General features: G+C 41.9%; 23 protein-coding genes. 22 read left to right on the plus strand and 1 reads right to left on the minus strand.

Annotated elements, in window-relative coordinates; genetic code table 11:
• Positions 1–46 precede the first annotated feature (46 nt).
• The gene (locus tag AB3489_RS04865) at positions 47–925 is read right to left on the minus strand and encodes a LysR family transcriptional regulator (protein WP_020492680.1); all 879 of its coding nucleotides are present in this window, start codon (positions 923–925) and stop codon (positions 47–49) included.
• Positions 926–1,102: 177 nt separating this feature from the next.
• Between AB3489_RS04865 and AB3489_RS04870 the strand changes: the two genes are divergently transcribed.
• The 22 genes from AB3489_RS04870 to AB3489_RS04975 all read left to right on the plus strand — a co-directional run bounded on the left by AB3489_RS04870 (position 1,103) and on the right by AB3489_RS04975 (position 25,240).
• Positions 1,103–2,536 (plus strand): MFS transporter, encoded by a 1,434-nt coding sequence (locus AB3489_RS04870; RefSeq protein WP_020492681.1) that lies wholly within the window; start codon positions 1,103–1,105, stop codon positions 2,534–2,536.
• Between the two features lie 3 nt (positions 2,537–2,539).
• A complete protein-coding gene (locus AB3489_RS04875; RefSeq protein ID WP_020492682.1) occupies positions 2,540–3,703 on the plus strand; it encodes a uroporphyrinogen decarboxylase family protein in 1,164 nt (387 codons plus the stop codon).
• A 13-nt stretch (positions 3,704–3,716) separates the two neighbouring features.
• The gene (locus AB3489_RS04880) at positions 3,717–3,863 is read left to right on the plus strand and encodes a hypothetical protein (protein ID WP_020492683.1); all 147 of its coding nucleotides are present in this window, start codon (positions 3,717–3,719) and stop codon (positions 3,861–3,863) included.
• A 489-nt stretch (positions 3,864–4,352) separates the two neighbouring features.
• Positions 4,353–5,069 carry a Crp/Fnr family transcriptional regulator gene (locus AB3489_RS04885; RefSeq protein ID WP_368294143.1) on the plus strand — a complete coding sequence of 239 codons (717 nt, stop codon included), beginning with the start codon at positions 4,353–4,355 and terminating at the stop codon, positions 5,067–5,069.
• Between the two features lie 160 nt (positions 5,070–5,229).
• Positions 5,230–5,535 (plus strand): dehalogenase, encoded by a 306-nt coding sequence (locus AB3489_RS04890; RefSeq protein ID WP_368294144.1) that lies wholly within the window; start codon positions 5,230–5,232, stop codon positions 5,533–5,535.
• A 15-nt stretch (positions 5,536–5,550) separates the two neighbouring features.
• Positions 5,551–6,936: a reductive dehalogenase gene (locus tag AB3489_RS04895; protein WP_368294145.1), complete on the plus strand. Its 1,386-nt coding sequence runs from the start codon at positions 5,551–5,553 to the stop codon at positions 6,934–6,936.
• 309 nt (positions 6,937–7,245) lie between these two features.
• On the plus strand, positions 7,246–8,898 hold the full coding sequence (locus AB3489_RS04900) for a reductive dehalogenase (protein WP_368294146.1): 1,653 nt from the start codon (positions 7,246–7,248) through the stop codon (positions 8,896–8,898).
• 15 nt (positions 8,899–8,913) lie between these two features.
• Entirely contained in the window at positions 8,914–9,234 is a 321-nt protein-coding gene (locus AB3489_RS04905) for a tetrachloroethene dehalogenase (protein ID WP_368294147.1), read from the plus strand.
• 127 nt (positions 9,235–9,361) lie between these two features.
• The gene (locus AB3489_RS04910) at positions 9,362–10,630 is read left to right on the plus strand and encodes a 4Fe-4S binding protein (protein WP_368294148.1); all 1,269 of its coding nucleotides are present in this window, start codon (positions 9,362–9,364) and stop codon (positions 10,628–10,630) included.
• A gap of 129 nt (positions 10,631–10,759) precedes the next feature.
• A complete protein-coding gene (locus AB3489_RS04915; RefSeq protein ID WP_368294149.1) occupies positions 10,760–11,737 on the plus strand; it encodes an FKBP-type peptidyl-prolyl cis-trans isomerase in 978 nt (325 codons plus the stop codon).
• 33 nt (positions 11,738–11,770) lie between these two features.
• The gene (locus AB3489_RS04920; RefSeq protein WP_368294150.1) at positions 11,771–12,469 is read left to right on the plus strand and encodes a Crp/Fnr family transcriptional regulator; all 699 of its coding nucleotides are present in this window, start codon (positions 11,771–11,773) and stop codon (positions 12,467–12,469) included.
• Positions 12,470–12,843: 374 nt separating this feature from the next.
• Positions 12,844–13,152 carry a dehalogenase gene (locus AB3489_RS04925; RefSeq protein WP_368294151.1) on the plus strand — a complete coding sequence of 103 codons (309 nt, stop codon included), beginning with the start codon at positions 12,844–12,846 and terminating at the stop codon, positions 13,150–13,152.
• 13 nt (positions 13,153–13,165) lie between these two features.
• The gene (locus AB3489_RS04930) at positions 13,166–14,533 is read left to right on the plus strand and encodes a reductive dehalogenase (protein WP_368294152.1); all 1,368 of its coding nucleotides are present in this window, start codon (positions 13,166–13,168) and stop codon (positions 14,531–14,533) included.
• A 349-nt stretch (positions 14,534–14,882) separates the two neighbouring features.
• Entirely contained in the window at positions 14,883–16,166 is a 1,284-nt protein-coding gene (locus tag AB3489_RS04935) for a methyl-accepting chemotaxis protein (protein WP_368294154.1), read from the plus strand.
• 255 nt (positions 16,167–16,421) lie between these two features.
• Complete coding sequence (locus AB3489_RS04940) at positions 16,422–18,074, plus strand: reductive dehalogenase (RefSeq protein WP_368294155.1); 1,653 nt, start codon at positions 16,422–16,424, stop codon at positions 18,072–18,074.
• Positions 18,075–18,091: 17 nt separating this feature from the next.
• Positions 18,092–18,409 (plus strand): tetrachloroethene dehalogenase, encoded by a 318-nt coding sequence (locus tag AB3489_RS04945; protein WP_119774494.1) that lies wholly within the window; start codon positions 18,092–18,094, stop codon positions 18,407–18,409.
• Positions 18,410–18,529: 120 nt separating this feature from the next.
• Positions 18,530–19,789 (plus strand): 4Fe-4S binding protein, encoded by a 1,260-nt coding sequence (locus tag AB3489_RS04950; protein WP_368294157.1) that lies wholly within the window; start codon positions 18,530–18,532, stop codon positions 19,787–19,789.
• A gap of 156 nt (positions 19,790–19,945) precedes the next feature.
• Positions 19,946–20,896 (plus strand): trigger factor, encoded by a 951-nt coding sequence (locus AB3489_RS04955; protein WP_368294158.1) that lies wholly within the window; start codon positions 19,946–19,948, stop codon positions 20,894–20,896.
• A gap of 37 nt (positions 20,897–20,933) precedes the next feature.
• Positions 20,934–21,638: a Crp/Fnr family transcriptional regulator gene (locus AB3489_RS04960; protein WP_368294159.1), complete on the plus strand. Its 705-nt coding sequence runs from the start codon at positions 20,934–20,936 to the stop codon at positions 21,636–21,638.
• A 214-nt stretch (positions 21,639–21,852) separates the two neighbouring features.
• A complete protein-coding gene (locus AB3489_RS04965; RefSeq protein WP_368294160.1) occupies positions 21,853–23,508 on the plus strand; it encodes a reductive dehalogenase in 1,656 nt (551 codons plus the stop codon).
• 15 nt (positions 23,509–23,523) lie between these two features.
• The gene (locus tag AB3489_RS04970; RefSeq protein WP_368294147.1) at positions 23,524–23,844 is read left to right on the plus strand and encodes a tetrachloroethene dehalogenase; all 321 of its coding nucleotides are present in this window, start codon (positions 23,524–23,526) and stop codon (positions 23,842–23,844) included.
• Between the two features lie 127 nt (positions 23,845–23,971).
• Complete coding sequence (locus AB3489_RS04975; RefSeq protein ID WP_368294148.1) at positions 23,972–25,240, plus strand: 4Fe-4S binding protein; 1,269 nt, start codon at positions 23,972–23,974, stop codon at positions 25,238–25,240.
• Positions 25,241–25,320: the final 80 nt, after the last annotated feature.

The following is a 25,320-nucleotide window of genomic DNA, read 5'->3' on the forward strand; positions in this document are numbered from 1 at the left end:
GTTCACTTTGCATAATTGAGGAGTAAAGTGAAAGAGAAATTCCAATTTACTCTGAGAATGTCTCAAGAAATTTTTTGGTTACCTTAGACAAATATCTGTCCTTTACCCATACCACTGCAGGTTCCTTTTCAAGGAAAGATTCCTTAATATGTAGAATTTTTATCTTGTCATAAAAAACAGGGTTGATGCTGAATTTGGGGACTAAGGTCAACCCAACTCCCAAAGTAACCAAAGTCAGCAGTGTAGAAATATCAGGGCAATCGAATATTACATCAGGCATTAAGCCGTACGCATTAAACTTTTCGAGGATTTCCTCATATAAACCTCTTCCCTCAATTCTTCTCAATAGAAGGAGAGGATAGGTAACAATATCTTGTAAGCTTATAGTATCCTCAGGAAAAAACATGTTCCAGTCTGATGGTATTACAACCACAAACGGCTCTTTGGGCAAACGTAGGGCCTTAATTTCTTTGGATTTAACGGGAAGTAATAGCAAAGCAACTTCAATTGATCTTTTCTCCAACATTTCTTCAAGAAAACGCGAATCGCCCAGCAATAATTTAAAATAAAGTTTTGGATATTGATCCTGAAGGAGCTTAATTCGGCCAGGCAGTAAGGAAACGCAAGTTGACGACGCGCCAATGAGTAGCGTTCCTCGAATTCCATCTCTGAATTCTTTGACTTCTTTTTTAGTATCTTCCATTAAATTCATCAATTCTACTGCGCGTTGATACAACAATATTCCAGCCTCAGTCATTTCCCAACGTTTGGAGTCTCTGATAATTAACGTCGTTCCCAGCTCATCTTCGAGCTGCTTGAGTTGTTGGCTCAGAGGGGGCTGGGCCATATTCAAAGCCTTTGCTGCCAGTGTAATCTGTCCTTTTTCAACAATTGTCCGAAAGTAACGTAATTGACGTATATCCATGAGTACCCCTTTCTTGATTCGATACAAAAATCATATGCATATATCACTATATATATATTATACATATCAATGGTTTCCTGATAAACTAATTTTTAGAAAATACAAAAAATTATAGAAATGGTTCAAGAGGACAAATATCTTTGAGCCAAATAAATCAAGTATGAGAGGAGTTTATTTATGACGGAACAAACAGAAAAAGGATGGCAAAGCTACCATACGGTATGGGCAATGTTGTTTATTGGCTGGGTCGTATCATATGCTGATCGCGCATGTACTGGTCCGGTGGTGAGCTGGATGATTGCCAATAAGGTGGGTTTTTTGAGCGCTGCTGCAAACCCGTATGCCCTTGGCGGATTACTGGGAAGCTTATTTTTTGCCGGATACATGCTGACACAATTTCCTGGAGGATACTTCGGAGACAAATTTGGTTATCGCACAATCATTGTTATTAGTATCTTCTGGGCGGGAATTACAACACTTTTAACCGGTTTGATTGGCGGCTTGATGGTTTTTGTTGCTTTACGTGTATTAACCGGGTTAGGCGAAGGCGTTCTTTATTCAAATGACCGCTCCTTGGTTGCCCAGGTGACTCCCCCTAAGAAGCTTGGTTTAGGAATGGGTGTCGTTATGGCCGGGCTTACTGTGGGGCTGTCGGCGGCTTTGGTTGGAACAATATATTTGATAAATGCGGGTAAGTCTGTTTTAGGTCAAAATGCATGGAAAATGCCGTTTATCGTTCTGGGGATAGTTACCATTGTCGTGGCTATAATCATGCGGATTGCTTTAAAGCCGAAAGATAAAAGCGTTTCTGAAAATTACATGAAGGCCATAATCAATTTATCTAAATATTCCATAGTTTTCTTGATTGTCATTATGGCTATTTATTTTGCGGCAAATACGGTAGGATTAAGTGATATAATGATTGCTGTCATTTTATCCTTCTTGGCCATTGTATTTTTAGGCTATATTGTCGTTACTAAAGGCGGCGAGGTTGGCCCTGTACTAAAGGATAGAAACCTTATTCTTATCTACCTTGTACACATCCCCTTATTATGGCATCTCTGGTTTTATAGTTTTTGGGGCGGTGCCATTGTCAAAGATTTTGGTGGCGGAACGCTCACTGCGGCGCTTCTTGTTATATCATTTAATGCCATTGCCGGAGTCATCGGTTTTCCTTTGGGCGGCAAAATATCCGATATGGTTTCCCATAAACCCAATGGCCGCCGCAATACATTTATCGTCATGTTGGCGCTAATGACATTATTTATTTTTATCTTCACAGCCTATGTAACGACCGGTGGAAAAGATATGGTTATTCAATCCATTATACTATTTCTTTCGGGTTTGATTTACTTCGCTTTATGTCCGGTCGGACACGCCCTAGCTTCAGAGAACGCACCGGCCAATTTACGTGGCGCAGCTTTCGGCACATTGAATCTTGTTTCTGAGATCGGTGCTATTTTGGCTCCGGTAGTCTCCGGTGTGCTTCGCGGAAGCTCAGGAAATTGGGGGTCAGCTTTGATTTTAGATGGTATTTTAATGGGTGTAGCTTGTCTCTTGGTTATCGGCGTGCGTACTAAAATTTCTTCAAATAATGGGTTGGTGGGTTGATCAATGAGTGAAGTTGCGAATCTGTATCAAGAACGTCTAGAACGGGTATTCAAAGCCTTCAATCTGGAACAGCCAGACCGCGTACCTCTGCTTGGCACGTATGGTTCCTGGTGCGCCGAGTTTGCAGGGTATACCGATGCAGAAACAAACTGGGATATGGAAAAAGGCCGTAAAGCCATGATGAAAGTGGTCACTGAAATCCCGCTGGACATGGTTCATCGCTACTTTCCCAGGCCAGGCGGTGTTTATCAGGCATTAGGGAGCAAAGCATTTCATTATTTGAGTGACAGTACTGTCGCACAGTATTCGGATGAGCATGCCCAAATCATGACAGCCGATGAATATCCGGAGTTTGCCAAAGATCCGTTCAAGTTTTTGGTAGAAAAAATCTTGCCCAGGAAATACGCCGAACTGGCCAAACCTTCACCGGTAAAAGAACTGGCATTGGCTAAAGGCGCTATGAAATTCGGTATGTTTGGGGCGCAATCCGGAGCTATTGTCGGTGCAATGGCCGGTCAATACGGAATGCCCAAACTTGTTGATGCTACGATTATCCACTCGATGGATTGGATTGCTGATTTCTTCCGGGGCATTAAAAACGCCTTCATGGATATCCGACGTTGTCCCGGGGAACTTTTAGCAGCAATAGAGGCGTTTACACCGTTGGTCATCAGGTTTGGCATGAGCCAGCTTAACATGGTTCCACCGAAACAATATCCCAAAGTTGTTTATATACCGATGCATTTACCAACGATGTTGAAAACATCGGACTTTAACAAGTTTTACTGGCCGTCCTTTAAAAAGATCATGGAGTTTTTTGCTTCCCAGGATATCAATGTCGTTCCAATTTATGAAGGCGATTGGTCTCGTTATTACGATCACCTACAAGAGCTGCCTGCCAAGAAATCCATGGGTTGGTTCGAATACGGGAACCCTAAAGAGATCAAGGATAAACTCGGAGATACCATGTGTATTTCGGGACTTTATCCGGCAACTTTACTGCAATTTGGTACGAAAGAAGAATGTATCGCCAAGGCCAAAGAATTAGTAGACATTCTGGCACCAGGCGGCGGATATGTATTTTGTACCGATAAGGAAATCATCACAGGCAAGGCGGAGAATATCATCGCAGTAAACAAGTTTGTCAAGGAGTATGGTATTTATTGATAGGAGGCGCTTCATGGTAGAAGAAAAATTGTTGATATCCTGGAGTGATATTGTTAAACAACATCCGGAACTCGCAGATAACGATCCTGCGATAGGTATAAATTGGGATATCGGACAGGAAATGGTTTTTGTTTATGTAACTTTCCTGGCGCTGTTTTAAAACAAAGAAAATACGGAAGAATTAAAAGACAATCGGATTTGATCCCGGTTGTCTTTTGTTCACCTGCATAATTGAGAATAGGTGCAGTAATGGACTTGTTAAGTAACGTAAACCATGTGGTTACAAAAAAATGTTGCAACTATATAATAGAAATGCTTTTTAGGCTGCTACCTCAGAGAAGATATATAACTAACCGGGCCACCATGTCAAAACAATTTGAACGGTAGCATTACGGATGGCATAAAAAATTTAACGCGAATTAAACAATAAAAGAAGTTAATATTGTATAATATATGCGCTATTGTTAAATTCTTAAGATAGTAAAAGACTTAACAGCCGTATTCAGTCTACCATAAAACATTCAGTAAAATATTTAATGTATGTAAACATTTAAAACATTTTTATACAAAATAAAGTGAGGAAAGGGGAGATGGGCATTTAACCAGCATATTGCCCGGCGGTTGAAAAAATGACGGGGGGAAGACGAGTATGGAAGAAGATCTTAAAAAATTGGAAGTAGTAGTTCCCGATACATTCTTTCCAGTTGAGAAACTAGTTAAGTATACTCATTTAGGGTCTGTAAAAACTTATCCGAAAGGAAGTACGGTTGTTTTTCCGGGAGATAGAATGCTAACTCTAGGTTATGTCATTTATGGAAGGCTTAAAATCAATTTGTTCATTGAGGATGAACGGGAAAAATTGATGTATTTTGCTGGGAAGTATTGTATATTGAGTCTTTTATTCACAGAGTTCAGTGGCATCTATGCTGTTGCCACTGAAGACAGCCAAGTTTGTTTTTTTACAGAGCAACAAATCAGACAAATCTTTTATATAGATGATGATATTGTAATTGATGTTCTTAAGAACTATCAATCCAAAATAAACTATTATGTTAAACAAGTAACCGAGATGGATTATTTTAATCCTACTGTCAGAGTTGTAAGGTTGCTTTACAAACTTTGCCTCGCCAGTGGCATCGAAGTGAATGATTGTATAGAAATCAATATTGACCTATCGATGAAAGATATATCGGAGATTACGGGGACGCATTATGTAACAGTATCTAAGGTATTGGGATGGTTAAGAAGGCAGAATATCCTGGAAAAAAAGAAGAGCAAAATAATTATCCGTGATTTACCAAAGCTTTATATGCTGACACATGAAACACATGTTTTAGAAGTAGCGCATGAGAAAAGAATAAGATAATTGAAAAATAGGAAACAATAAAAATTAGTTATTTCTAATTATTTTAACAACAGGCAATTAAAGTTTTAAACCGGTTTAAAGCTTTAATTGCTTGTTGCTTTTATAATGTATCTGTAATGAACAAAATCTACTTCATTAACTGGGAAGGAGGTGAAAAATTATGAGCACATTTTTGATTTTTATCGCCGGCGTGTTATTTTTTGGAGGAATTATTTTCATTAAACCCCGTGCCAAGCGTGAATTAATGTGGAAAACGGTTCTGAACTGGAGCTTATTTGTACTATGGTATGCCATTACTTGGACTGGTATTTCCTTTGTTTACATTAATGCCAGTGTTGGCCACGTCAAAGCAACAAGTACGGCAATATTTTTATTCCTAGGGATTTCTGTGGTACTTGCGGTTGTTTTGGCTCGTCTGTTAGGTTTTATTGGCGTAAAAAAAGCAAGCAATGCAGTACAAGCTTAGAAAGGAGGTAATAGCATGGTAGAAAAAATAGAGCAAAAACAAAAATTAGGAATGAACCGCCGCAATTTTCTGAAAGCTGGAATGGCCGCAACAGCAATGGGGGTCATAGGAGCGATCAAGGCTCCTGCTAAAGTGGCGAATGCTGCTACCAGTAATGTTAATTATTCTGCCGGAGCAAAAGGGCAATGGTCAAAACTCCATCCCGAGCATAACTATGGCGGAGCTAGCGTCCGTTTTGCGGAAAATAATGATCAATGGCTAGGGACATCCAAGCTTGTTGGGACTGTAAAAAATACCAACGAGGCTGATATGGGGTTTAATTTGGCCCGGAGGGGGCTAATTAGTGATAGAGCCCATAGAGGAGTTTTTAATTTCGTTCCTAAACATCCTCAAGGAGGAGCAATAAGTGCGACTCTCGGTTTGGTTGCCTCAGAAGCTGCAGTAGACGGCAAACCGGCGCCTGAAAAATTACCGATTCCCGACCCTGAGCAAATGTCCCAGCATATTAGAGACCTTGCCTATTTTCTGAGAGCTGATGAGGTTGGTATTGGACAAATGCCTTCTTATGCCTACTATTCCCATAAAGTTAATCCCACAAAGAATTTGACTTACCAACCGGTAGAGGAATGTGTTTACCCAGTAACACAACGCTATCCCTATGTAATCGTCGTAATGGTTGACCAACATCTGGAGACTATGTTGGGATCCACCGGCTATGACGGAGTCAGTGCATCTCAATCTATGCGCAGTTATCATGCTACGGCGAATATTGCGGTTATTATTGCAAAATACATCAGAAGTCTCGGCTATAATGCTAGAGCCAACCATGCAGGAAACTATATGGCCGTCATGCCACCTCTAATATTAGCAGCGGGATTGGGCGAATTAACCAGAACGGGAGATTGCGCAGCACATCCCCGGCTAGGATTCCGCCTTAAAGTAGCCGCTGTTACCACAGATCTGCCACTGCTTCCCAATAAACCAATCGATTTTGGTATGTTGGATTTCTGCAGAGTATGTGGAAAATGCGCGGCTGAATGTCCATCCAAAGCCATCACGCATGACAAAGACCCAATTGAATATAACGGTTACTTACGTTGGAACAGCGACATGAAAAAGTGCACGGAATTCCGTGTATCCAATGAAGAAGGTTCTTCCTGCGGACGTTGCATGAAAGTCTGTCCCTGGAACTCCAAGGAAGATTCTTGGTTCCATGAAGCTGGGATGTGGATTGGAAGCAGAGGGCAAGCCAATTCAAAGCTTCTCAAGTCAATTGACGATATGTTCGGCTATGGTACTGAACAAATCGAGAAGTACAAGTGGTGGTTGGAGTGGCCGGAACTTTATAAGATACCTGCCAGTATCCCGGCTCCGGCCCCAACAGCTCCTCCTGCTCATTAAAATTATTTTTTCGTAATAGAACAATGCGCTCTAAGCGACGGGTTTTTAACCCGTCGCTTAAATTTTTATTCCATTACGGGAGGAGACCTTCTTCCATGGCTTCTTCACATAATATTTTAACATGAAATGTTTTAGAGAAATTTAGTATGTGTAAAAAATAAAGCAAAAATCTTCTTTAAGGTTTGGCATTATTAATAAGAAAATATTGATGGAAATATTTTTAAAATTGTATCACTGGATATAGTCAATCATTTTAGCTGAAGTAAAATACAACTGAAATACTAATACCATTTAGGAGGAGATACTTACATGGGAAACAACTTAGACAGACGAAGTTTTTTAAAAGCTTCACTCATGGGTACCGTCGCCGCCGCTGTTGCAACGGCTGCGGTGGCAAAGGAAACATTTAATCCTTTAGTTGCCCAGGCGGCAGACATCGTAGCGCCTATTAAGGAAACTTCGGAATTTCCTTACACAGTCGATCCAAAGTATCAGCGTTTTCCGGGAAACAAGATTTATTATCAAAGAGTATTTGATACTGAAGAAAACAAGACGCCAATGAAATTTGTGCATGATGATGTTTCTGAAATTACAGGAAAAAAAGATACTGGGAAAGACCTTCCGCGGATTAACGCTGAGAAGCTTGGGATTAAAGGGCGTAATGCAACCGTTAGCGAAACGGGAGTAATTTATTTCTCTCAACATGATGGTACTGTTTTGCCGCTGCGCCAGAAAGAATTAGGCTGGCGCGCATTGGATGTAGCTTTGTGTACAGCGGCTTGGTCAGTGGAATATAATTACAACGGATTTACGGCGCCTGGTAGTGGTCCGGCAGGCGTGATTGCACATTATCCCATTAATCCCGAAACGAATGAAATGGCGAAAGAACCTGTGGTTATTCAAGGAATGTTTAATTGGGATAATTCCAAAGCTGAAGAAAGGCGGAGTCAGGGACGGCAATGGAAATTCAATTCTGCGGACGAGGCTAGTCTGATTATGAAAAAGGCAGCCCGCTTTCTGGGAGCGGATTTAGCCGGTATTGCGCCCTATGACGATCGCTGGACTTATGCCAACTGGAGCAGACCAAAGTCCCGACCGTTTAAAATGCCTAATGGCAGAACTGTATATGCTCCGTTTAATATCGAAAAATTTCTTGGAAATCGGGAAGTGGAGGTTTTCGGGCTAAGCGTTTTTGAAGCAGACTGGGAAAAGTATGCCGGCTTCCAACCAAAATCCGTAATTGCCATGGCTTTCGAAATGGATTACGAAGCATACCGCACAGCGCCGTCGCTCCTTCACGGCGCTGCAACGGGCAAAGCTTACTCGAACATGGGAGAAGTAGCCTATAAGCTTGCAACGTTTTTAAGAGAGATAGGGTACAATGCGATTCCGTCGGGAAATGACACCGGACTGAGCGTTCCAATTGCAGTTCAAGCCGGTCTCGGAGAGGCCGGAAGAAACGGGTTGCTTATTACTCAAAAATTCGGCCCCCGGGTGCGTATCGCTAAAGTTTATACGGATTTGGAACTAATTCCTGACAAGCCAAAAAGTTTCGGAGTCCGTGAGTTCTGCCGCTTATGTAAGAAATGCGCGGACGGTTGCCCGGCTCAAGCTATTTCTCACGAGAAAGAAGCAAAGGTTTTGCAACCGGAGGATTGTGGTCCGTCTGAGGTTCCTTACACATCAAAATGGCACGTCGACGCTCAACGTTGTAACTCTTTCTGGGCTTATAACGGGGATTGCGGAAACTGTATCTCGGTCTGTTCATGGAATAAAATAGAACAATGGAATCATAACGTGGCTAGAATTGCCACCCAAATTCCTTTGGTTCAAGATGCAGCCCGTAAGTTTGACGAGTGGTTTGGCTACAATGGCCCGGTAGACCCTGAAGACAGGATTGAGTCCGGCTATGTTGCGAATATGGTCAAAGATTTCTGGAAGGACACCGAACCGACAAAATAAAGGAGGGAACCTAATATGACAACAATTTCTGGTGTAATCGTATGGGTCATTCTTGGCATGTTGTTATTACTTATTCAATACGGCATTTGGCAGTATTTGAAGAGGAAAGGAAGAAACACGATTGGTCTGCAAATCGGTGGTTTTATTGCGAACTTCTTATTAATATTTACTTTGGCTTGGGCATATTCCAGTCTGATGGAGCGTGAATATCAAGCGATCGCAATGGGTTTTCTCTTCTTTGGTGGCGCAACGCTGGTTCCGGCTGTAATTACGTATAGATTATCGAATCGTTCGCTAAAGAAGAGCAAAGAGAATTCTGTAACCACCTCAGTCTAGATAAATGAAGGAATAAAATGTTTTAAATACGCCAGCCACTTGTCCATTTAGCTTTGGCATTAGTGGCTCGCGTACTTTATTACGTCTATAGTGTGTTTATTCTCAATACAGCGAAGGATGAAAAAAGATGGCTAGTAAAAAGAGAGACCTGGAGTCCTGCTATTTGATCGTACTTTTCATAACTGCGATAGCGTCGATCTTTTACGGTATCTTTTGGACGAGTAAAACAATTGATTACGAGGCGGTTATTCAGCAGAAAATTCCTGGTGTTACATCTATTGAGAAAATCATTGGAACCCAACGTGCTTATCAAGTTGATGCTGCAGGAGAGAAGTATTATGCCGTTTGTGACTCCGCAGTAGGATATCAATCCCGCATCGAAGCCATGACCATCGTCAACCAAGAAGGTTTAGTGGAAAAAGTAATTGTCACCCAGCAGGGAGAGACCCCCATCTTCTTTGCAAGACTCTATACCGGAAAATTGTTTGATCAATTTAAGAACCTTTCCGTCAAAGAACCCATTTATTTAGGAGGGGCCTCAGGATATTCCGGTTATCTGGACCAAAGACAAACCAATAATTACATTGACCGGGTAACCGGTTCCACGGTATCGTCTCATGCTGTAGCCGAGGCAGTTAACAAAGGGACGGCCTATGTAGCATCCAAATTCTTCAATACGCGCTGGAGCAATCCTTATGACACTTACCAATTTAACCGGCAGGATTTCGCGATGATGACGATCTATATCATCGCGCTCGCAGCAACTTTCATCAAGAAACTTGTGCGGTTCCGGGTTTGGATACTTTTAGCAGCATTTGGTGTTATGGGATTTTTCGTAAAAGAATTTGTGGCAGCCAGCAATTTGTTCTCATTAATAACGCTGCAAATACCCGGCTTAACCAATGTAGGATGGTACGTGCTTATAGGTGGATCTTTGGGCTTCATTGTTCTCTTAGGTAAGAATAGTTACTGTGCATGGATTTGCCCTTTCGGAGCAGTCCAGGAGGTCATTAATAAAGCTGCAGGTTTTAAATCCCTGGGGATTTCCCCGCAAGTCACCAAGAGATTGAAGCTGGCTGCGCCGACCATCCTATGGGCTGCCATCATACTTGGAACCTTCTTAGGAGACTATGGAACATTGGATTACCAGCCGTTCAGTGCATTCTTCCTGTTTAAAGCCGTATGGGTCATGTGGTTAATGCTGCCGGTATTTATTTTCATCAGTCTGTTTATCAGCCGGTTTTATTGTCAATTCTTCTGTCCAGTCGGCTTTATACTCAACTTACTCAATCGTTGGCGGAATAACGGGGTGAGAGTATGGAAACAAATATGGAATCGAATAGGGAACCAAAGATGGAACCAAAGATGGAACCAAGGGAAAAGCAACAAAACCTGAAAATAAAAGATCTGTTATTTATAGCTTTAATACTGATACTGGGAGCAGCTCACATCGTCGTAATGCTCCAATCAGTAGGCATTATCCGGGCAGACCGTTAAAAATTTCCGGAAGGGGAGGAAGTCTCAAATGGCAGTCAACATGGAAGTTAGAAACGAAATGAAACAATTCCAACTTGGACAATACAAAGGATTAAACGTCGATCGTTTTGATGTCTGCGTCAAAGAAGAAGAACTTAATGAAGCACTCAATTACGTTAAAAATTCTTTGGACGAAATCCAGGTCGAAAAAAACGATGAACCGATTGAAACCGGAGACTATGTCATCGTAAATTTTGAAGGAACGGAAAATGGCAAGACAGTCCCAAAATTTAGGGAGAGAGGCTTTAAGTTCAGAGTGGGTGATGAAAACTTTATAGAGGAATTCTCCACCAACCTGCTTGGTAAGAAGACGGGTGAAACGGTGATATTTCAAACGACGGTACTGCCTGATTTACTGGAATACCAAGCCTTATGGGGAAAACAAATTACTTTTTCCGTCGAGATTGTAAAAGTATATCGTATGAAAGAGCCGGAGTTAACTGACGATATTGTCCGGGAAATTGATCCCCAAGCAGAAACGTTACAGGAATTTGAAATCATACTAAAGAATAAAATTCTTCAGGAAAAAGTAAATAAAGCACAAATCGCTAATATGAGTAAAGTAATTGGGGCAATAGCTGAGAACTGCAAATATGAATTCGAGCAGGAAATATTAGTCGAAGCAGCGGAGGATTTGTATCGAAAGTTTGTTGAGGAGCTTAAGGCCGTTTACAACATGGAACTCATTGTTTACTTAATCCAAAGGAAGCTATCATCTGATGAGCTGCTGAACGAGTGTAAGGAAGAAGCTTCAAGAAGAATTCTTGGAGAGAAAATTTTAGATGCAGTGATCAAGGCAGAAGGAATTCAGCTTACGGATAAAGAAATGCTTCATGAGAAAGTCCGGCTGCAGAACCGTGAGAAAGCAGAGAAAGTAGAACTGTCAAGAGAAAACAATATACAAGATGTCCAATGCTTACGCAGAAAAGCGATGGATTTTTTGTTAGAGGCAAATCTAGCGCAATAATATCTTAGACCAAGATATAACGAGGTAATCAGTATGTATACAGTGAATTCTTGTACGTACTTGCAGTGGGTGGATCCGCCAGTTGTTGAAAGCGTGGTAAGTCATGCGACGAGTAAAGGAGTTAAAGTATCATATAAAAAAGGGACGACCATTCTGCACGAAGGCGAGTTGGTGCAGAATGCGCACTTTTTAGCCAAAGGCTGGGTTGCTTACTATGTCAACAATCTTCGTGGAGAGTCGAAAATTGCATGCCTGGTTGGTCCAAAAAGAGTATTCGGATTAGGTGAGGCATTTGATATGCTTCCAATTAATTCAAGTGTCAAAGCGATTGAAGATTGTGAGAACTATCTGGTTTCCAAGGCCGACCTGATAGAGTCAATGGCTGATAACTTAGAGGCAAGAATTGCAGTGATAAGCATTTTATACAACAGATTACGCTGTGTTATTGAAGGTGTCAACCTATTTTCTTCTTTGTTATCTCCGAAAGAAAGATTAATAAATTTTTTTGTATCGATGCTACAATCCTACGAATGTAAAAAACATGGAGATTGGTTTGAATTGCCTGTGAACTTATCTCACGAGCGGATAGGAGAAATTATCGGTGCCTCAAGGGTTACGGTATCTCGAATTATCAGTAAGTATAAAATCACAGGTAAACTAAAAAATTGTAAGAATAAACTTTATGTTCACAGGGAGCTGATACTCGAGGAATATGGAGAAATAGGAATTTAAGAAACGCATATCCTAGGGGAAAATATATGATATAGTGTCTAAAGCCAGGAGAAAGTCCTGGCTTATTTTGTGTAAGTGTCCAAAAATGCATTATGTACATTTATATTTTTTTAATATACAGACAAAACAAGATATTGTTTTGTCTGTAGAATCTTAAAATAAAAGAATATTAGCATATGTTAACAAAAAACTTACCATGCGCTAATAATTTTTTTTTTTTTAAAGTGTTATGATCTCGTTGACGATAGATTTCTCGCAAACCGTTCATCCGGTCAATTCAGATTTACAAACAGATGTATTTGTTTTGTAGTCGGTTGATTCAACGCAGGTGTAAGGTTTCTGAGAAATGCAAATTGTATGGAGGAGGTGAAAAAATGGGAACTTTCTTAGTTTTTTTAGGCGGGATTTTGTTTTTAGCCGGGATCATCTTTATTAAACCCCGGGCGAAAAAGGATCAGAAATGGAAAACTGTCCTTAACTGGTCATTGTACGTTATTTGGTATCTGATCACCGTCACCGGAATCTCTTTTGTTTATATTAATTCCATCGTAGGACATGTTAAAGCTACAAGTACTGCAATCTTTTTATTCTTAGGATTATCAGTTGTTCTCGCCGTTGTACTAGCCAGACTTTTAGGCTTTCTCGGTAAACAAAAACGTACAAATTCAAGCGTAGAAGTATAAAGAGGTGAAAAAAATGTCCAGGTTTTCCAATCATGAAGGAAAGCAACAACAGCCGAAATTACAGATGAACCGACGTAACTTTTTGAAAGCTGGTGCCGCTTCTGCTATTGGCATGGGGATTCTCGGAGCGGTAAACGCTTTGCCGGCAAAGGCTGCGGATGCAGTGACGAATGCTTCAGTGCCGCAGAACGGCGCAAAGTCCAAACTTCATCCCGTTATGGATTACGGCGGTGCTTCCGTCAAATTTGTTGAACACAATGACCAGTGGCTAGGCACATCGAAGCTTATTGGTACGGTCAAAAATACCCACGAAGGCGAGATGGGACTTGCTCTGGCTTGCCGCGGCAAACTTACGCCGGAAGCTCAAAGAGGGTACTATCACTTCCAATTTGTTATGAAGCACCCTTTAAATGCCGCTATTGGCGGGTTCGCGATGAATCTTGCTCCTGAAGAAATGGTTGACGGAAAGCCCTCGCCGACCAAGTTGCCGATTCCCGACCCTGAACAAATGTCCCAACACATCAAAGATTGCGCATATTTTTTACGGGCGGATGAAGTCGGGATTGGTAAAATGCCTGCCTTTGCTTACTATAGTCATAAAATGCCAAGTCCGGATGATATGCTGAAAGATGATTTGACCAACGCAATGCCGGTAACCGAGAGGCTGCCGTATGTTATTGTCGTAATGATTGACCAGCATTTAGAGACTATGCTGGCCTCGACCGGATATGACGGTATCAGCGCCGGTCAATCCATGCGCTCTTATCATACGACCGGAGTCGTTACGGTTATCTTGGCCAACTATATCCGATCACTTGGATATAGCGCCAGAGCGCATCATTTGACAAACTATGCGGCAACCATGCCACCCTGTATTATTGCTGCAGGACTGGGTGAATTAACCAGAACAGGTGACTGCGCCGCACATCCGCGTATGGGATTCCGCCACAAGGTGGCAGCAGTGACCACGGATTTGCCGCTTGTTCCCGACAAACCGCTTGATTTCGGGATGCTTGATTTTTGCCGGGTCTGTGGCAAATGTGCAGAAAATTGCCCCTCCGGCGCTATTACGTTCGATAAGGAACCGGTTGAATACAACGGTTACTTGCGTTGGAACAGTGATATGAAAAAATGCACCGTATTCCGTACAACCAATCAAGAAGGTTCATCCTGCGGCAGATGTATGAAGGTATGTCCGTGGAACTCTAAGGAACAATCCTGGTTCCATACTGCCGGTACTTGGATCGGCAGCCATGGAGAAGCTTCCTCCAGCCTGTTGAAAAAAATTGATGATATGTTTGGCTATGGTGATGAGCAGATTGAAAAATATAAGTGGTGGCTGGAATGGCCAGAGCTGTACAAAGTACCGGCAGCCCATTGATTTCTTTCATCACGCATGTAACTTAATTAAGTTATATGCGTGGCAATAACTGGACCCAGATTGGAGATGCCCTAAATCATATTTGGGGCATCTTTTTCAGTTTTGGGTGCTGCAGCCTTTCCACAGGTAGAAAATTGATATCGACTTCATTCGGCATTGGGTTATAAATCGCCGCTATTCTATGAAATATATAGAATATAACCATTTAGTGAGCGTATGCGTCAATATAGCGCAAAATATTTTGAAAAATTTGTTGACATTGCCAATCATTGTTAGTTACTATTAACCTAATTTAATATTATTATAAGCTCAATGCAAGAATAAATAAGGATAAAGGGGTGGACATATTTTGAAGCTTACCATTACGAAAAAACAATACATAAATATTTTCATTATTGTTTTACTTTTTCTCATAGCTGCCGGTGTAAATATTGTTCTAAAGGGAATGGTGGCCAATGGACAATGGAGCAGTCTGGAAGATTTGCTCAATACAGTGATAAAAGCAAGTATTCTGTTTTCCTTTGTCGGCTTGATTCTAAGTAGTAGTCTAGCCTACCTGATATATCGAAACGCAAAATTTCTACGCATGTATACCGATTATAATAAAAACCTTTCCGAGGGCAAACTAGCTTCAAATTTTGAAGTAAATACTGACGGCTTATTGGATGACCTGCTTACTATTACGAATAATTTAGTCGTTGGTCGGCGCGCGCTTATTGCAAAGCTTATGGAAGCTGCCGGAAATTTAGAAAACACCAGTGGGGAATTATCTTCGACCGTACAGGAAACGACCGCCGTAAGTGCACATCTTTCCGATATGTTAGGCCAACTTGCAACCGGGGCAAAGGACCAAGCGATCTCTTTAGAACAAACGAGTGTGGTTATTGAGCAGCTCTCCGCAAACGCGCAAGAAGTTGCTGCCAATGCAGAAAGCGTCAGCCAAAGCAGCGGAAAGGCGGCATTGGCAGCGGAATCGGGGTTCAGTCAAGCAGAAAATGCCATAAGAAAAATAGAGAAGATTAGTGAAGTATCCGTCCAAACATCCGAAGTTGTTTCTATATTAGGGGATCAATCCATTCAGATTGGCAATATTGTTGATGTCATTAAAGATATTGCCGAACAAACCAATCTATTGGCCCTAAATGCAGCTATTGAGGCGGCCCGGGCAGGTGAACAGGGAAGAGGTTTTGCTGTTGTAGCCGATGAAGTACGTAAGCTGGCGGAGCAATCGTCAACTTCTGCAGCCCAGATTGCAATACTTATAGGTAATATTCAACGGGAGACAGAACGTGCTGTTGAAATGATGGAAATAAGTAAGGATGAAGTAGCCGGAGGTGTCGAGGCTGTCAAGCTGGCGGGGAGATCATTCCAGACAATTGTTGAGGAGATTAAGACTGTTGTCAATCAGATTCAGCAAGTGACGACTGCGGCACAGGAAATAGCCAGTGGAACAACGCAAGCTGCCATTTCTATCGAGAGTATTGGCGCAATAGCTGAACAAACAGCTTCCAGCACGCAAGAGGTATCTGTTGCTTCGGAGGAACAAAATGCTAAAATGCTTTTGGTAAGCCAATCCGCAGAAACATTGGCTCAGCTAGGTGAAGGATTATCCCGGCTTATTGGTAAAAAATAAGCCTAGTATTTTCTTCCTGAATATTATTAAAACAAAAAGAATCTATTTATTAGAACATTTTTACAAGTGCCTAATAAGTAGGTTCTTTTATCTTTATGGCCTCTTTTCTGTTATCTTCTCGAAAAAGTTAATTTTTTGAAAAGTATATAAACCATTATTTTTCTTGGCTGTATAACGGTATACAGGTACAGTGATTGAATCTAAAGTACGATAAACACGAAATTAATATTACCTTATTTAGGGAGGAGAGACTTCATGGGAAACTTAGACAGACGAAGTTTTTTCAAAGCTTCACTCATGGGCACCGTCGCCGCGGCTGTTGCAACGGCTACGGTTGCAAAGGAAACATTTAATCCCCTAGTTGCCCAGGCGGCAGACATTGTAGCGCCTATTAAAGAAACATCGGAATTCCCTTACACAGTGGACGAAAAGTATCAACGTTTACCAGGGAGCAAGGTCTACTACTTAAAGGTTTTTGATCCGGAAGAAAACAAGACGCCGATACAATTTGTTCACGATGACGTTTCGGCAACAACCGGAAAAAAAGACACCGGAAAAGATCTGCCGAGAATTAACGCTGAGACCATCGGTATTAAAGGACGGCGGGCAACAGTCTCAGAAACAGGCGTTATATTTTTTGCCCAACATGATGGTACGGTTTTGCCGCTGCGTCAAAAAGAAGTAGGCTGGCGCCAATTAGACGTAGCCTTGTGTGTTGCAGCTTGGTCGGTAGAGTTTTGGTACAACGGGTTTACAGCACCCGGCAGCGGCCCGGCCGGAATAATCCAGCATTACCCCATTAATCCTGAAACCAATGAAATGGCAAAGGAGCCTGTGGTCTTCCAAGGGATGTTCAATTGGGACAATACCATGGCTGAAGACAAACGGAGTCAAGGGATGCAATGGAAATTCAACTCAGCGGAAGAAGCTACGAAAATTGTGAAAAAAGCAGCACGCTTTTTAGGAGCGGACCTGGTCGGAATTGCGCCCTATGATGACCGCTGGACCTACGGTAACTGGTGCAGACCAAAAACCATGCCGTTTAAATTGCCAAACGGCAGAACGGTGTATATGCCGTATAACCTTGACAAATATCTTAAAAACCGCGAAGTGGAAGTATTTGGACTAAGTACTTTTGAAGCTGATTGGGTGAAATATGCCGGTTTCCAACCCAAAAATGTAATTGCATTGGCTTTTGAAATGGATTATGAGTCCTTCCGAACGGCGCCATCAATCATTGAGAGCGCTGGGCCCGGCAAAATTTATTCCAATATGGGAGAAGTTTCTTTTAAACTTGCAACGTTTTTAAGAGAGCTTGGGTACTATGCGGTTCCATCGGGGAATGACACCGGAATGAGTGTTCCCATCGCTGTGCAGGCTGGTCTGGGGGAAGCAGGAAGAAATGGAATGCTTGTCACGCAAAAATACGGGCCTCGGGTTCGTATCGCCAAAGTCTATACCGATTTAGACATTATTCCTGACAAGCCGAGAAGTTTCGGAGTACGTGAATTTTGCCGTCTATGTATGAAATGTGCGGATGCTTGCCCTGCCCAGGCCATTTCTCACGAGAAAGAAGCGCGTGTTCTACAGCCTGAAGATTGTGGCACATCAGAAAACCCTTATACATCAAAATGGCACGTTGACGCACACCGCTGCAACTCTTTCTGGGCCTATAACGGTGGGGACTGCGGAAACTGTATTGCGGTCTGTTCCTGGAATAAAATTGGGCAGTGGAACCATGATATAGCCAGAATTGCTACCCAAGTCCCGTTGGTTCAGGACGCGGCACGCAAATTTGACGAATGGTTTGGCTATAACGGCCCCGTAAACCCTGAAGAACGAATTGAGTCAGGCTATGTCACGAACATGGTCAATGATTTCTGGAGTGACACCGAGCCGACAAAGTAAGAGGAGGGATATCCTACATGAAGATTTACAGTGTTTTAATTTGGATGGGTATCGGCATGTTGATGCTGCTGATTCAATATGGTATATGGAAATACTTAAAGTTTAAAGGGGAAAATACAATTCCTATGCAGTTATGTGCTTTTGCTGCCAATTTCTTGTTCGTTTTTGCTTTGGCTTGGGGTTATTCCAGCTTTGTTGAGAGTGAATACCAGGCCGTTGCTATGGGCTTTCTTTTCTTTGGCGGCGCGGCTTTGATACCGGCTGCAATAACGTATCGGTTGGTTAACCGTCCGTCAAAGAAGAAGGCAGACAATTCTGAAACCATCTCAGCTTGATCAGGTAAAAGGTTAAAATGACTCGTTAAGACGTATACAGCCACTTGCCTTGCGGGGTCTTAAGTGGCTTTACGCCTTTATCATCAACGGTTTGTTGAAAATTAGAAAAGGATGAAAAAAGTGGAGAGGAAGAAGAGAGATCTTAAGTCCTATTATTTAATGGTTCTATTTTTTACGGCGGTTGCAGCAATCATTTATGGTGTTTGGTTTACCGGAAAAGCAGTTGATTACCCTGCACTTATCCAGCAGGACTTCCCGGGAGTTACCTCCATTGAAAAAATCTTAGGAACCCAGCGGGCTTATAAGATAGACGCCACAGGGAAACAATATTATGCGGTTTGCGACTCGGCAGTGGGATATCAATCCAGGATTGAAATCATGACGATTCTTAACGATCGTGGATTGGTTGAGAAAGCGATTGTCACCCGGCAGGCAGAGACACCGGTTTTTTTTGAAAGGCTTTATAGCCAGAAATTTTTTGATCAATTTAACGGTCTTTCTCTTCGGGAGCCCATTTACCTGGGAGGCGCCTATGGTTATTCCGGTTTCCTGGATAAAAGACAAACAGGAAATTTTGTTGACCGGGTAACCGGCTCTACGGTATCGTCGCATGCTGTTGCCGAAGCTGTTAACAAAGGGACTTTGTATATCGCGTCGCAATTCTTTGATAAGCAATGGTCGAACCCTTATGACGTTTACCAATTAAACAGTAAGACTTTAACAATGATTGTGGTTTTTCTTATCGCACTCGCCGCAACTTTTATAAAGAAAATCTCCCGTTTACGGATTTGGTGGCTTTTAATCATTATTGGAGTTATGGGTTTCTTTGTCAAAGAGTTTGTGACGGCAAACAATCTGTTCTCGATTGTAACGTTACAAATACCCCGCTTGACAAATTTAGGATGGTACGTGATTATGGTCGGATCGTTGGGCTTTGTTGTTCTCTTTGGGAAGAATATTTACTGTACATGGGTTTGTCCTTTTGGAGCTGTACAGGAGTTTCTGAACAAAGCCGCAGGATTTAAATCTTTAGGGATTTCTCCGCAAGTTACCAGGATTTTGAAGTTGGCCGCCCCGACCATCCTATGGATTGCAATCATGCTGGGAACCTGGGTTGGAGACTATGGGACATTGGATTACCAGCCTTTTAGCGCTTTCTTTTTGTTTAAAGCTGTATGGGTGATGTGGTTAATGTTACCCATTTTTATTTTCATCAGCCTGTTTATTAACCGGTTTTATTGCCAATTTTTTTGTCCCGTTGGCTTTATACTCAACTTACTAAATCGTTGGCGGAATAATGGGGTGAGGGTATGGAATCAAATATGGAACCGACTATGGAACGGAATATGGAACCAAAGATGGAAAACCAACAAAGGCTAAAAATGAAAGATCTGTCATTGATAGGCTTGATCATCATGCTTGGTGCTGCACATGTCATTGTAATGCTTCAATCGGTTGGGATTATCCGTGCGGATCGCTGAAAAACCGGCAGGAGAGATAATATCAAGTAGTAGTCAACATGGAGGTTAGTAAGAAATGAAACAATTTGAACTTGGACAGTATAAAGGATTAAATATTGAAAGCTTTGATGTATCAGTTAAAGAGGAAGAGCTTGATGAAGCAATTAACTATATTCTTAAATCTTTGGACGAAATCCAGGTCGAGAAAAGGAATGAGCCAATTGAAACAGGAGATACTGTAATCGTTAATATTGTTGGAACAGAAACGGGTATGCCTTATCCGAAAGTGAAAGAAGATGGTTTACAATTCAAGGTGGGTGACGATAATGTTTTGCCGGAGTTCTCAGCTAAGCTGCTTGGACAGAAAATGGGCGATACTGTAGTTTTTGATACGACAATACAACCTTTCTTAATTGAATTCCAAGCCTTATGGGGGCTTGAGATCACATTTTCCATCAAAATTGTTAAAGTATTTATGATTGATAAGCCGGAATTAACAGAGGAAAACATACAAAAGATTGAGCCGAAGGTGAAAACGCTGCAGGAATTTGAAAAAATGTTGGAGAAAAAAATTATTCAAGAAAAAAAGACCAGAACACATTTGGCTAATATCAATAGAGTGATAGCCGCTCTGGCAGAACAATGCAAGTATGAATTCGATGAAGAAATCTTGAATCAAAAAGCAGAGGATTTATATTTGAAATTTACCAGAGAGCTTAAGGAATTTCACAATACAGAACTCATGGTTTACTTACTGCAAAGAAAGATATCTGCCGATGAATTATTGACTGAGTGCAAGGAAGAGGCTGCGAGAAAGATTCTCAGAGAGAAAATTTTGGACGCTGTAATTCAAGCAGAAGGAATTCAAGTTACTGTCAAAGAAATTGATGATTTAAAAGAACAATGGATGAAAAACCCGGAAAATGAGCAATCCGCTGATCTGACGAATGATATCGGTGTTCTGGAGAACCAATATTTGCGCAAAAAAGCTATGGATTTTTTAGTAAATGCTAATTTGGTTAGATAGTATTTTTGTTTAGACTATTATTCTGGGGGTGATAGTCATGTATTTTGATAATTTAGCGGTACGTTTGGAGTGGATAGAACCACCTGTAGATGAAATTCTCTCAAAATTCGTTAAAAGGAAGAATAACAAAGAGGCATTCAAAAAAGGTACGATCATATATCATGAGGGCGATGTCGTGTATTATGCGTGTCTAGTCACCAAAGGATGGGTAGCTTATTGTCTAAATAGTATCTGTGGGGAATCAAGAATTGCTTGTCTGGCAGGTCCCGGAAGAATCTTCGGCTTAGCGCCGGCCTTTTGTCAACTACCAATTAATATAAGTATTAAAGTTCTTGAAGACTGCGAGACCTATAAGGTGTCCCGGGACGATCTGATTCAAGGAATGCTTGAGGATGTTAATTTGGGAATAGAAATGGTATCCACTGTTACGATGAGATTGATGTGCGCTTTTGAAGGAGCCAATATATTTTCTTCCTTGTCATCTCCAAAAGAAAAGCTAATCTATTATTTCGTGTCACTGATTCAAAGCGGGGAATATAAAGAACAGGAAGACTGGTATGAATTAACTGTCAATCTGTCTCATGCGCGAATAGCAGAAATTATCGGTACCACCAGGGTTACGGTATGTCGAATGTTCCATCATTACAAAAATGTAGGCAAACTGAAGAATGCCAATAATAAAATTTATGTTCACAAAGGACTGATCATGGAAGACTATGAAAAAATCGGTATTTCTAGCTAGTAGGCGTATTTAATTATAAATGGTGACTTGAACGAAATGAACTTGTGTCGCATCCTCTAGGTGCGTCACAAGTTTTTTATTTGTATTAATCTTGCACCAATAAAAATTTAGCCAAAATTAATTTAACAACTGTGCTGCTGAGCATAGTGGCAATAATTTGAGAAAAGTATAATGAAAACGAAATATTGATTCCATTTAAGGGAGGAGAAACTTTATGGCGAACAATGTAAGCAGGAGGTCTTTTTTCAAAACATCGCTCATGGGTGCCGTAGCTGTTGCCGTGGCATCGGCTGCGGCGGCAAAGGAGACATTTAACCCATTAGTGGCCGAAGCGGCGGACATGGTAGCTCCGATCAAGGAAACCTCGGAATTTCCTTACACAGTGGATCCAAAGTATCAGCGTTTTCCGGGAAACAAGATTTATTATCAAAGAGTATTTGATACTGAAGAAAACAAGACGCCAATGAAATTTGTGCATGATGATGTTTCTGAAATTACAGGAAAAAAAGATACTGGGAAAGACCTTCCGCGGATTAACGCTGAGAAGCTTGGGATTAAAGGGCGTAATGCAACCGTTAGCGAAACGGGAGTAATTTTTTTCTCTCAACATGATGGTACTGTTTTGCCGCTGCGCCAGAAAGAATTAGGCTGGCGCGCATTGGATGTAGCTTTGTGTACAGCGGCTTGGTCAGTGGAATATAATTACAACGGATTTACGGCGCCTGGTAGTGGTCCGGCAGGCGTGATTGCACATTATCCCATTAATCCCGAAACGAATGAAATGGCGAAAGAACCTGTGGTTATTCAAGGAATGTTTAATTGGGATAATTCCAAAGCTGAAGAAAGGCGGAGTCAGGGACGGCAATGGAAATTCAATTCTGCGGACGAGGCTAGTCTGATTATGAAAAAGGCAGCCCGCTTTCTGGGAGCGGATTTAGCCGGTATTGCGCCCTATGACGATCGCTGGACTTATGCCAACTGGAGCAGACCAAAGTCCCGACCGTTTAAAATGCCTAATGGCAGAACTGTATATGCTCCGTTTAATATCGAAAAATTTCTTGGAAATCGGGAAGTGGAGGTTTTCGGGCTAAGCGTTTTTGAAGCAGACTGGGAAAAGTATGCCGGCTTCCAACCAAAATCCGTAATTGCCATGGCTTTCGAAATGGATTACGAAGCATACCGCACAGCGCCGTCGGTCCTTCACAGCGCTGCACCGGGCAAAGCTTACTCGAACATGGGAGAAGTAGCCTATAAGCTTGCAACGTTTTTAAGAGAGATAGGGTACAATGCGATTCCGTCGGGAAATGACACCGGACTGAGCGTTCCAATTGCAGTTCAAGCCGGTCTCGGAGAAGCAGGGAGAAACGGACAGTTGGTTACTCAAAAATTCGGCCCCCGGGTGCGTATCGCTAAAGTTTATACGGATTTGGAGCTTACCCCCGACAAACCAAGAAGTTTCGGCGTGCGTGAGTTCTGCCGCTTGTGCCTGAAATGCGCGGATGCTTGCCCGGCTCAAGCCATCTCTCACGAGAAAGAAGCAAGGATCTTGCAGCCCGAGGATTGTGGTCCGTCGGAGAATCCCTACACGATGAAATGGGAAGTTGACGCTCAACGTTGTAACTCTTTCTGGGCTTATAACGGCGGGGATTGCGGAAACTGTATCTCGGTCTGTTCATGGAATAAAATAGGACAATGGAATCATAACGTGGCTAGAATTGCCACCCAAATTCCTTTGGTTCAAGATGCAGCCCGTAAGTTTGACGAGTGGTTTGGCTACAATGGCCCGGTAGACCCTGAAGACAGGATTGAGTCCGGCTATGTTGCGAATATGGTCAAAGATTTCTGGAAGGACACCGAACCGACAAAATAAAGGAGGGAACCTAATATGACAACAATTTCTGGTGTAATCGTATGGGTCATTCTTGGCATGTTGTTATTACTTATTCAATACGGCATTTGGCAGTATTTGAAGAGGAAAGGAAGAAACACGATTGGTCTGCAAATCGGTGGTTTTATTGCGAACTTCTTATTAATATTTACTTTGGCTTGGGCATATTCCAGTCTGATGGAGCGTGAATATCAAGCGATCGCAATGGGTTTTCTCTTCTTTGGTGGCGCAACGCTGGTTCCGGCTGTAATTACGTATAGATTATCGAATCGTTCGCTAAAGAAGAGCAAAGAGAATTCTGTAACCACCTCAGTCTAGATAAATGAAGGAATAAAATGTTTTAAATACGCCAGCCACTTGTCCATTTAGCTTTGGCATTAGTGGCTCGCGTACTTTATTACGTCTATAGTGTGTTTATTCTCAATACAGCGAAGGATGAAAAAAGATGGCTAGTAAAAAGAGAGACCTGGAGTCCTGCTATTTGATCGTACTTTTCATAACTGCGATAGCGTCGATCTTTTACGGTATCTTTTGGACGAGTAAAACAATTGATTACGAGGCGGTTATTCAGCAGAAAATTCCTGGTGTTACATCTATTGAGAAAATCATTGGAACCCAACGTGCTTATCAAGTTGATGCTGCAGGAGAGAAGTATTATGCCGTTTGTGACTCCGCAGTAGGATATCAATCCCGCATCGAAGCCATGACCATCGTCAACCAAGAAGGTTTAGTGGAAAAAGTAATTGTCACCCAGCAGGGAGAGACCCCCATCTTCTTTGCAAGACTCTATACCGGAAAATTGTTTGATCAATTTAAGAACCTTTCCGTCAAAGAACCCATTTATTTAGGAGGGGCCTCAGGATATTCCGGTTATCTGGACCAAAGACAAACCAATAATTACATTGACCGGGTAACCGGTTCCACGGTATCGTCTCATGCTGTAGCCGAGGCAGTTAACAAAGGGACGGCCTATGTAGCATCCAAATTCTTCAATACGCGCTGGAGCAATCCTTATGACACTTACCAATTTAACCGGCAGGATTTCGCGATGATGACGATCTATATCATCGCGCTCGCAGCAACTTTCATCAAGAAACTTGTGCGGTTCCGGGTTTGGATACTTTTAGCAGCATTTGGTGTTATGGGATTTTTCGTAAAAGAATTTGTGGCAGCCAGCAATTTGTTCTCATTAATAACGCTGCAAATACCCGGCTTAACCAATGTAGGATGGTACGTGCTTATAGGTGGATCTTTGGGCTTCATTGTTCTCTTAGGTAAGAATAGTTACTGTGCATGGATTTGCCCTTTCGGAGCAGTCCAGGAGGTCATTAATAAAGCTGCAGGTTTTAAATCCCTGGGGATTTCCCCGCAAGTCACCAAGAGATTGAAGCTGGCTGCGCCGACCATCCTATGGGCTGCCATCATACTTGGAACCTTCTTAGGAGACTATGGAACATTGGATTACCAGCCGTTCAGTGCATTCTTCCTGTTTAAAGCCGTATGGGTCATGTGGTTAATGCTGCCGGTATTTATTTTCATCAGTCTGTTTATCAGCCGGTTTTATTGTCAATTCTTCTGTCCAGTCGGCTTTATACTCAACTTACTCAATCGTTGGCGGAATAACGGGGTGAGAGTATGGAAACAAATATGGAATCGAATAGGGAACCAAAGATGGAACCAAAGATGGAACCAAGGGAAAAGCAACAAAACCTGAAAATAAAAGATCTGTTATTTATAGCTTTAATACTGATACTGGGAGCAGCTCACATCGTCGTAATGCTCCAATCAGTAGGC

The sequence above is a fragment of the Dehalobacter sp. TBBPA1 genome (assembly GCF_040931655.1).
GTDB classification, from domain to species: domain Bacteria; phylum Bacillota; class Desulfitobacteriia; order Desulfitobacteriales; family Syntrophobotulaceae; genus Dehalobacter; species Dehalobacter restrictus.